Raw genomic sequence first — 8125 nt, forward strand, 5'->3', positions numbered from 1 at the left:
GCCCGGCGTCGTCGGCTTGTACTTACGGATAGCCATTGTCTACACCCCTCAGCTGACCGGGCCGCCGAAGGCCTCGATGCGGTCACCGTCAGCCAGCTTCACGATCGCCCGCTTGGTCGCCTTGCGCTGACCGAAGCCGGTCTTGGTGCGCTTGCGCTTACCCTGGCGGTTGAGCGTGTTGACCGTCAGGACGCGGACGTTGAAGATCTGCTGGATAGCGATCTTGATCTCGGTCTTGTTCGCGTCCGGGTGCACCAGGAAGGTGTACCAGTTCCGGTTCAGCTCGCTGTAGCTCTTCTCCGAGACGACCGGCGCAACGATGATGTCGCGCGGATCGGCGATGGTGCTCACTTGCCACCCTCCTCGGTGGTCTCGGCGGGCACGCCCAGGAACTCGTCCAGGGCGTCCTTGGTGAAGACCACGTCGTCGGCCACCAGCACGTCGTACGTGTTCAGCTGGCCGGACTCGATCAGGTGCACCCGCGGCTCGTTGCGCAGCGACACCCAGTTCAGTTCGTCGGTGCTGCTCAGCACCACCAGGACCCGACGGGCCTCGGTGAGCTTGGTCAGCGTGGCCAGGGCCGCCTTGGTCGACGGCTTCTCGCCCGAGACGAACGCCTCGACGACGTGCACCTGCCCGGCGCGGGCCCGGTCGGAGAGGGCACCGCGCAGAGCGGCGGCCTTCATCTTCTTCGGGGTCCGCTGGCTGTAGTCGCGCGGCACGGGACCGTGCACGACGCCACCGCCGGCGAACTGCGGCGCGCGGATCGAGCCCTGCCGGGCGCGACCGGTGCCCTTCTGCTTGTACGGCTTCTTGCCGCCACCGGCGACCTCGCCGCGGGTCTTGGCCTTGTGCGTGCCCTGTCGGGCCGCCGCGAGCTGGGCCACCACGACCTGGTGCATCAGCGCGACGTTGGCCTGCACGTCGAAGATGTCCGCCGGCAGCTCGACCGAGCCACTGGTGGTGCCTTCGACGGTGCGCACGTCAACGGTGGTCACTTGGCCGCACCGCCCTTCTTCACCTTGCTCTTGGCCGCGGTACGGACCAGAACGAGCGCGCCCTTCGGACCAGGAATGGCACCCCGGACGAGCAGCAGGTTGTTCTCGGTGTCGACCGCCTGGACGGTGAGGTTCTGCACGGTGTACCGCACGCCACCCATCCGGCCGGCCATCCGGGTGCCCTTGAAGACACGACCCGGAGTGGCGCAGGCGCCGATGGAGCCGGGCGAGCGGTGCTTGCGCTCGACACCGTGGCTGGCGCGCAGACCGTGGAAGCCGTGCCGCTTCATCGGGCCGGCGTAGCCCTTGCCCTTGGTCTTGCCGGTGACGTCGATGGTGACGCCGGCCGGGAACTCCTCGACAGTGACTTCCTGGCCGAGCGAGTATTCCCCAGCGTCGGTGGTGCGCAGCTCGACGATGTGCCGGCGCGGCGCCACGTCCGCCTTGGCGTAGTGACCGCTGATCGGCTTCTTGACCTTGCGCGGGTCGATGGTGCCGTACGCCAGCTGGACCGCGGAGTAACCGTCCTTCTCGGCGCTACGAACCTGGCTGATGACGCACGGGCCGGCCTCGACCACGGTCACGGGAACAACACGGTTGTTGTCCCAGACCTGGGTCATGCCGAGCTTGGCGCCCAGGATCCCCTTGACTTGCCTGTCCATTTGTCCGGTCCCTACAGCTTGATCTCGATGTCGACGCCAGCCGGCAGGTCTAGGCGCATGAGCGAGTCGACCGTCTTCGGGGTCGGGTCGATGATGTCGATCAGCCGCTTGTGCGTGCGCATCTCGAAGTGCTCGCGCGAGTCCTTGTACTTGTGCGGCGAGCGGATAACGCAGAAACGGTTGATCTCCGTGGGCAGCGGCACCGGGCCCGCGACCTGCGCCCCGGTGCGCGTCACCGTCTCGACGATCTTCCGAGCCGAGGAGTCGACGACCTCGTGGTCATAGGCCTTGAGCCGGATGCGGATCTTCTGTCCCGCCATGGTGGCTTCTGTTCCTTCTCTCGATGCCGCTGTGTTGCGGGCGCCTGTACCGGCTGGTACAGGCCCACTTCGCCGACCCCCGCGGTCGGGCGTGTCGCGCCCTCGGGCCGAGCTCCGCCCCGTGGTTCCGGAGTGGTGCTGACCGCGCGGTGGGTCAAGGCGCCGATCGCATTACCGCGACCTGAACGCCGTGCGAGGGTGGTTGGCGACTGGACCGCCAACCACCCTTCGCTCGACTGCCGCGCCACCCGGAGGTTCAGCGAAAGCCGAACACAGGCGACGAACTGTCGTTACGCAACCTGACTAGTATGCCGCACGACCGGCGGCGGGTCTAATCGGGGTTACCTAGCTCACTTGTTGATCTTGGTGACGAACCCGGCGCCGACGGTGCGGCCACCCTCGCGGATCGCGAACTTGAGGTTCTCCTCCATGGCGATGGGCTGGATCAGCTTCACCGACATGGAGGTGTTGTCACCCGGCATGACCATCTCGGTGCCCTCGGGGAGGGTGACGACACCGGTGACGTCAGTGGTCCGGAAGTAGAACTGCGGACGGTAGTTCTGGAAGAACGGGGTGTGCCGGCCGCCCTCCTCCTTGGAGAGGATGTAGACCGTCGCCTCGAACTCCGTGTGCGGGGTGTTCGAGCCCGGCTTCACGACGACCATGCCGCGCTCGACCTCGTCGCGCTTGGTACCACGCAGCAGCAGGCCGACGTTCTCACCTGCGCGGGCGTCGTCCAGGGTCTTCCGGAACATCTCGATCGCGGTGACCTTGGTCTTGAAGCTCTTCTCCTTGATACCGACGAGCTCAACATCCTCGTTCGGCAGGAGAACGCCGCGCTCCACGCGACCGGTGACGACGGTGCCACGACCGGTGATCGTGAAGACGTCCTCAACCGGCATCAGGAACGGCTTGTCAACCTCGCGCTCCGGCTGCGGGATCGAGGTGTCGACAGCGGTCATCAGCTCCAGCAGCTTGCCGGTCCACTCGGGGTCACCCTCGAGGGCCTTCAGCGCCGAAACCCGAACGACCGGCAGGTCGTCACCCGGGTACTCCTGCGAGGAGAGCAGCTCACGGACCTCGAGCTCGACGAGCTCCAGGAGCTCCTCGTCATCGACCATGTCGCTCTTGTTGAGCGCCACGACGATGTACGGCACACCGACCTGACGGGCCAGCAGCACGTGCTCGCGGGTCTGCGGCATCGGGCCGTCAGTCGCCGCCACCACCAGGATCGCGCCGTCCATCTGCGCGGCACCGGTGATCATGTTCTTGATGTAGTCGGCGTGCCCAGGGCAGTCGACGTGCGCGTAGTGCCGCGACTCGGTCTGGTACTCGACGTGCGCGATCGAGATCGTGATGCCGCGGGCCTTCTCCTCCGGCGCCTTGTCGATCTCGTCGAACGGCGTGTAGGGGTTCAGGTCCGGGTACTGGTCGTGCAGGACCTTGGTGATGGCCGCCGTCAGCGTCGTCTTACCGTGGTCGATGTGACCAATGGTGCCGATGTTGACGTGCGGCTTAGTCCGCTCGAACTTAGCCTTCGCCACTGGTGTCCTCCTGTGGACTTCTTGGTTCGTACGCCCGGCGCGCCGGTCGGCGCTTAGGACTCTGTCGACAGCCTTTCCGGCCTGACGGCCGGAGAGCCTTTGTGGGTTCTGCGGCGATGAAGCCTACAGGCCCGGTCTCACGCGATCCGATCGTGGTGGCCGCGGGCGGGTGAAACCTCCCGCGACCAACCACGAATCACCTGTTCAGGGTGCTACTCGCCCGTCGCCTTAGCGATGATCTCCTTGGCCACCGAGGCCGGAACCTCGGCGTAGGAGTCGAACTGCATGCTGTAGCTCGCCCGGCCCTGGGTCTTCGACCGCAGGTCGCCGACGTAGCCGAACATCTCCGACAACGGCACCAGAGCCCTGACGATGCGGGCGCCACTGCGCTCCTCCATCGCCTGGATCAGGCCGCGGCGGGAGTTGAGGTCGCCGATGACGTCACCCATGTTCTCCTCAGGAGTGGTGACCTCAACGGCCATCATCGGCTCAAGGAGTGCGGGATCGGCCTTGCGGGCCGCGTCCTTCATCACCATGGAGCCGGCGATCTTGAATGCCATTTCCGACGAGTCGACCTCGTGGTACTGGCCGTCCAGCAGGGTCAGCTTCACGCCGACCAGCGGGAAGCCGGCGAGGATGCCGTACTGCATCGCGTCCTGCGCACCCGCGTCCACCGAGGGGATGAACTCCCGGGGGATGCGGCCACCGCTGACGGCGTTGGCGAACTCGTAGGTCGGCGAGTCGTTGTCCAGCGGCAGCGGCTCGACGCTCACGATCACGCGGGCGTACTGGCCGGAACCACCGGTCTGCTTCTTGTGGGTGTACTCGACCTTCTCCACCTTGCGGCGGATGGTCTCGCGGTACGCCACCTGCGGCTTGCCGATGTTGGCTTCGACGTTGAACTCGCGGCGCATCCGGTCGACCAGGATGTCCAGGTGCAGCTCGCCCATGCCGGAGATGACCGTCTGACCGGTCTCCTCGTCCAGCTTGACGCGGAAGGTCGGGTCCTCCTCGGCCAGCCGCTGGATGGCGGTGCTGAGCTTCTCCTGGTCGGCCTTGGTCTTCGGCTCGATGGCGACCTCGATGACCGGCTCCGGGAAGGTCATCGACTCCAGGATGACCGGGTTCGCCGGGTCGGACAGCGTGTCACCGGTGGTGGTCTGCTTGAGACCCTGCACCGCGATGATGTCGCCAGCCTGGGCCGAGCTGCGCTCTTCCCGCTTGTTGGCGTGCATCTGGTAGATCTTGCCGATGCGCTCCTTGCGGTCCTTGGTGGAGTTGACCACCTGGGTGCCGGTCTCGACCACGCCGGAGTAGACCCGGACGTAGGTGAGCTTGCCAAGGTGCTTGTCGGTCTGGATCTTGAAGGCCAGACCGGAGAACGGCTCCGACTTCGAGGGCTTACGCACCAGCGGGGTCTCACCGTCGGTGGCCGTACCCTCGATCGCCGGAACGTCCAGCGGCGACGGCAGGAAGTCGACCACGGCGTCGAGCATGGGCTGGACGCCCTTGTTCTTGAACGCCGAGCCGCAGAGCACCGGGTTGGCCTTGCCGGCGATGGTGGCACGCCGGATGGCGGCCTTGATCTCCTCGACGGAGACCTCTTCGCCCTCCAGGTACTTCTCCATCACCGCGTCGTCGACGTCGGCGAGGGTCTCCATCAGCTTCTCGCGCCACTCGGCAGCGGAGTCGGCCAGGTCGGCCGGGATCTCCTCAACCGCGTAGTCCTCACCCTTCTGGGTCTCCCCACGCCAGGTGAGGGCGCGCATGCCGATCAGGTCGACGACACCGATGTGGTCACCCTCGAGCCCGATCGGGATCTGGAGCACCAGCGGGGTGGCGTTCAGCCGGTCGATCATCATCTGCACGCAGCGGAAGAAGTCGGCACCGGTCCGGTCGAGCTTGTTGACGAAGCACATCCGCGGGACGTTGTACTTGTCGGCCTGCCGCCAGACGTTCTCCGTCTGCGGCTCCACGCCGGCGACACCGTCGTAGACCGCGACCGCACCATCCAGGACCCGCAGCGACCGCTCGACCTCGACCGTGAAGTCGACGTGACCCGGCGTGTCGATGATCTGGATCGTGTGGCCCTTCCACTCACACTTGGTGGCAGCGGAGGTGATGGTGATGCCACGCTCCTGCTCCTGCTCCATCCAGTCCATGACGGCAGCGCCCTCGTGGACCTCACCGATCTTGTACGTGATACCGGTGTAGAACAGGATTCGCTCGGTGGTCGTGGTCTTACCGGCATCGATGTGCGCCATGATGCCGATGTTGCGTACGTTGGCGAGCGCGTCTGCGGCGGCCACTTCAATCCCTACTTATCGTCGTCTCGACTCAACTGGTGGCGGTTCCGGCGCCCGTAGGCGCCGGAACCAGGGTGTTACCAGCGGTAGTGCGCGAAGGCCTTGTTCGACTCGGCCATCTTGTGCGTGTCCTCGCGCCGCTTGACGGCGGCACCGAGGCCGTTGCTCGCGTCCAGCAGCTCGTTCATCAGCCGCTCGACCATGGTCTTCTCGCGCCGGGCGCGGGAGTAGGTGACCAGCCAGCGCAGGCCCAGGGTGGTCGCCCGGGTCGGGCGGACCTCGACCGGAACCTGGTAGGTGGCGCCACCGACCCGGCGGCTACGCACCTCGAGGGTCGGCTTGACGTTGTCCATCGCCCGCTTGAGGGTGACGACCGGGTCGGTGCCGGACTTCTCGCGGCAGCCCTCGAGGGCCGCGTACACGATGGACTCGGCGAGCTGACGCTTGCCGCGGAGCAGGATCTTGTTCACCAGCTGGGTGACCAGCGGCGAGTTGTACACCGGGTCAGCGACCAGCGGCCGCCGCGGAGCGGGTCCCTTACGCGGCATGTCAGCTCTTCTCCTTCTTCGCGCCGTAACGGCTGCGCGCCTGCTTGCGGTTGCGGACACCCTGGGTGTCCAGCGAGCCGCGAACGATCTTGTAACGCACGCCGGGGAGGTCCTTCACCCGGCCACCGCGGACGAGCACGATCGAGTGCTCCTGCAGGTTGTGACCGACGCCGGGGATGTAGGCGGTCACCTCGATCTGGCTGCTGAGCTTCACGCGAGCGACCTTGCGCAGCGCCGAGTTCGGCTTCTTCGGGGTGGTGGTGTACACGCGGGTGCACACGCCGCGCCGCTGAGGGGAACCCTTCAGCGCCGGGGTCTTGGTCTTGGTCGTCTTCGCCTGGCGGCCCTTTCGGACCAGCTGCTGGATCGTGGGCACCGGGTTTCTCCGCTCCCTTCGGCCGCATCCGCGGCCGCGCCGTCTGCTCGTTAGCCGGCCTGATGACCGGCTCTCCTACATTCCGACCAGGGCCACCTTGCGGAGACCCCGGCACCCGCGGTCGGGCGTGTCGCCCTCGTCACGGTCCCGTTGCGACGCTCTCGCGTGCGTACCGGGTTTTGTCACCGGCACGCGGGTCGCCCCGCCCCGGATCCTTGGCTTGTCGTGCCGCCGTCCGTAAGCCGGTAACAGCGCACGCACGAGTTGCCCGGGCATGCCCGGGCACAAGGGGAAAGAGTACCTACCACAACCGCCCAGGTCAAAACGGAATGGCCCGGCGGCAGTCTCACACCCGCCAGCCGTATCTCGTCCTGCCCGGTCGCCCGCGATGGGCACCTACGAATACAAGTGTACCGGCTCTCCCGCAGAAGCACCCATCGCCCCCGGGCGGACCGGAAGCCTTCCGCGGGAAACCCCCGTCAGGTGTCGGATCTGTCGATGATCACTTTCAGGTCAGTGCGAGCAGCAGGGCCAGGCCCAGGCCCAGCGCACTGAGCACCGCCCCCACCGCGCCGCAGCTGATCCCCGCCATCGCCAGCCCACGCCCGGTGAACTGGACCGCGGAGGGCGCGGCCGGCCGACCGATCTGCCGCCGGCCGAGCAGCCCGACGACGACCGCCGCACCGCCGGCCAGCACACCCAGCGCGGCGAACGCTCCGGAGGCCCAGGCACCGCCGTCGTTCATGAAGGCCACCCCGAAGCAGATCACCAGTAACGACACCAGGACCGACGCGATCCCCGCCACCAGCGCTCCGATGGCCAGCCCGGAGGTGACCGGCGCCACGTCCAGGTGCACGACACCGAACGGCGTGCCCGACACCGACTCCACCCGCTTCGGCGGCCGGCGTTGGTCGTCGGTGGGTGGCGCAACCGAGCGCCCCGGCGAGCCACCCCACCCGGGACCGTGCCCCGACGGCGGACCCCACCCGTACGGCGTTCCCGGTACACCTGCCGGCGGACCCCAACCCTGCGGCGCCCCCGGCCCCGACGACGGCGGACCCCAGCCATGCGGTGCTCCGGGCCCACCTGCCGGCGGACCCCAACCCTGCGGCGCCCCCGACCCCGACGACGGCGGACCCCAGCCGTACGGCGTTCCCGGCCCACCTGCCGGCGGACCCCAACCCTGCGGCGCCCCCGACCCCGACGACGGCGGACCCCACCCGTACGGCGTTCCCGGCCCGGATGACGGCGGACCCCACCCCTGCGGCGTCGCGGTCGGCGAGATGGAGACCGGGTGCGGCTGGCCGGAGCCGGGCGTCGAGGTCGGGCCCCAGCCGGGGTCCGGCCCCGCAGCGGGCGGCGCATCCGGGC

Annotated in this window: 9 protein-coding genes; all 9 read right to left on the reverse strand. The window is 67.7% G+C overall.

Annotated features, from left to right (window positions below):
- Positions 1–48: 48 nt before the first annotated feature.
- The 9 genes from rplW to KBX53_RS14315 all read right to left on the reverse strand — a co-directional run bounded on the left by rplW (position 49) and on the right by KBX53_RS14315 (position 7643).
- A complete protein-coding gene (gene rplW, locus KBX53_RS14275; protein WP_007465304.1) occupies positions 49–351 on the reverse strand; it encodes a 50S ribosomal protein L23 in 303 nt (100 codons plus the stop codon).
- Positions 348–998, reverse strand: a complete 651-nt coding sequence (rplD, locus tag KBX53_RS14280) for a 50S ribosomal protein L4 (protein ID WP_030329890.1) — start codon at positions 996–998, stop codon at positions 348–350. The genes rplW and rplD overlap by 4 nt, the downstream gene beginning before the upstream one ends.
- Positions 995–1660 carry a 50S ribosomal protein L3 gene (rplC, locus tag KBX53_RS14285; RefSeq protein ID WP_030329888.1) on the reverse strand — a complete coding sequence of 222 codons (666 nt, stop codon included), beginning with the start codon at positions 1658–1660 and terminating at the stop codon, positions 995–997. The genes rplD and rplC overlap by 4 nt, the downstream gene beginning before the upstream one ends.
- Before the next feature lie 11 nt (positions 1661–1671).
- Entirely contained in the window at positions 1672–1980 is a 309-nt protein-coding gene (rpsJ, locus tag KBX53_RS14290) for a 30S ribosomal protein S10 (RefSeq protein ID WP_007073037.1), read from the reverse strand.
- Positions 1981–2330: 350 nt separating this feature from the next.
- Positions 2331–3524: an elongation factor Tu gene (tuf, locus tag KBX53_RS14295; protein ID WP_030329885.1), complete on the reverse strand. Its 1194-nt coding sequence runs from the start codon at positions 3522–3524 to the stop codon at positions 2331–2333.
- Positions 3525–3736: 212 nt separating this feature from the next.
- Positions 3737–5833, reverse strand: a complete 2097-nt coding sequence (gene fusA / locus KBX53_RS14300) for an elongation factor G (RefSeq protein ID WP_030329884.1) — start codon at positions 5831–5833, stop codon at positions 3737–3739.
- 74 nt (positions 5834–5907) lie between these two features.
- The gene (gene rpsG, locus KBX53_RS14305; protein WP_007465317.1) at positions 5908–6378 is read right to left on the reverse strand and encodes a 30S ribosomal protein S7; all 471 of its coding nucleotides are present in this window, start codon (positions 6376–6378) and stop codon (positions 5908–5910) included.
- A gap of 1 nt (position 6379) precedes the next feature.
- Positions 6380–6754, reverse strand: a complete 375-nt coding sequence (rpsL, locus tag KBX53_RS14310) for a 30S ribosomal protein S12 (protein ID WP_007465318.1) — start codon at positions 6752–6754, stop codon at positions 6380–6382.
- A gap of 508 nt (positions 6755–7262) precedes the next feature.
- A complete protein-coding gene (locus KBX53_RS14315) occupies positions 7263–7643 on the reverse strand; it encodes a hypothetical protein (protein WP_030329882.1) in 381 nt (126 codons plus the stop codon).
- Between the last annotated feature and the right edge of the window lie 482 nt (positions 7644–8125).

Source organism: Micromonospora sp. M51 (assembly GCF_018070305.1).
In the GTDB taxonomy this organism is placed as follows: Bacteria; Actinomycetota; Actinomycetes; order Mycobacteriales; family Micromonosporaceae; genus Micromonospora; species Micromonospora parva.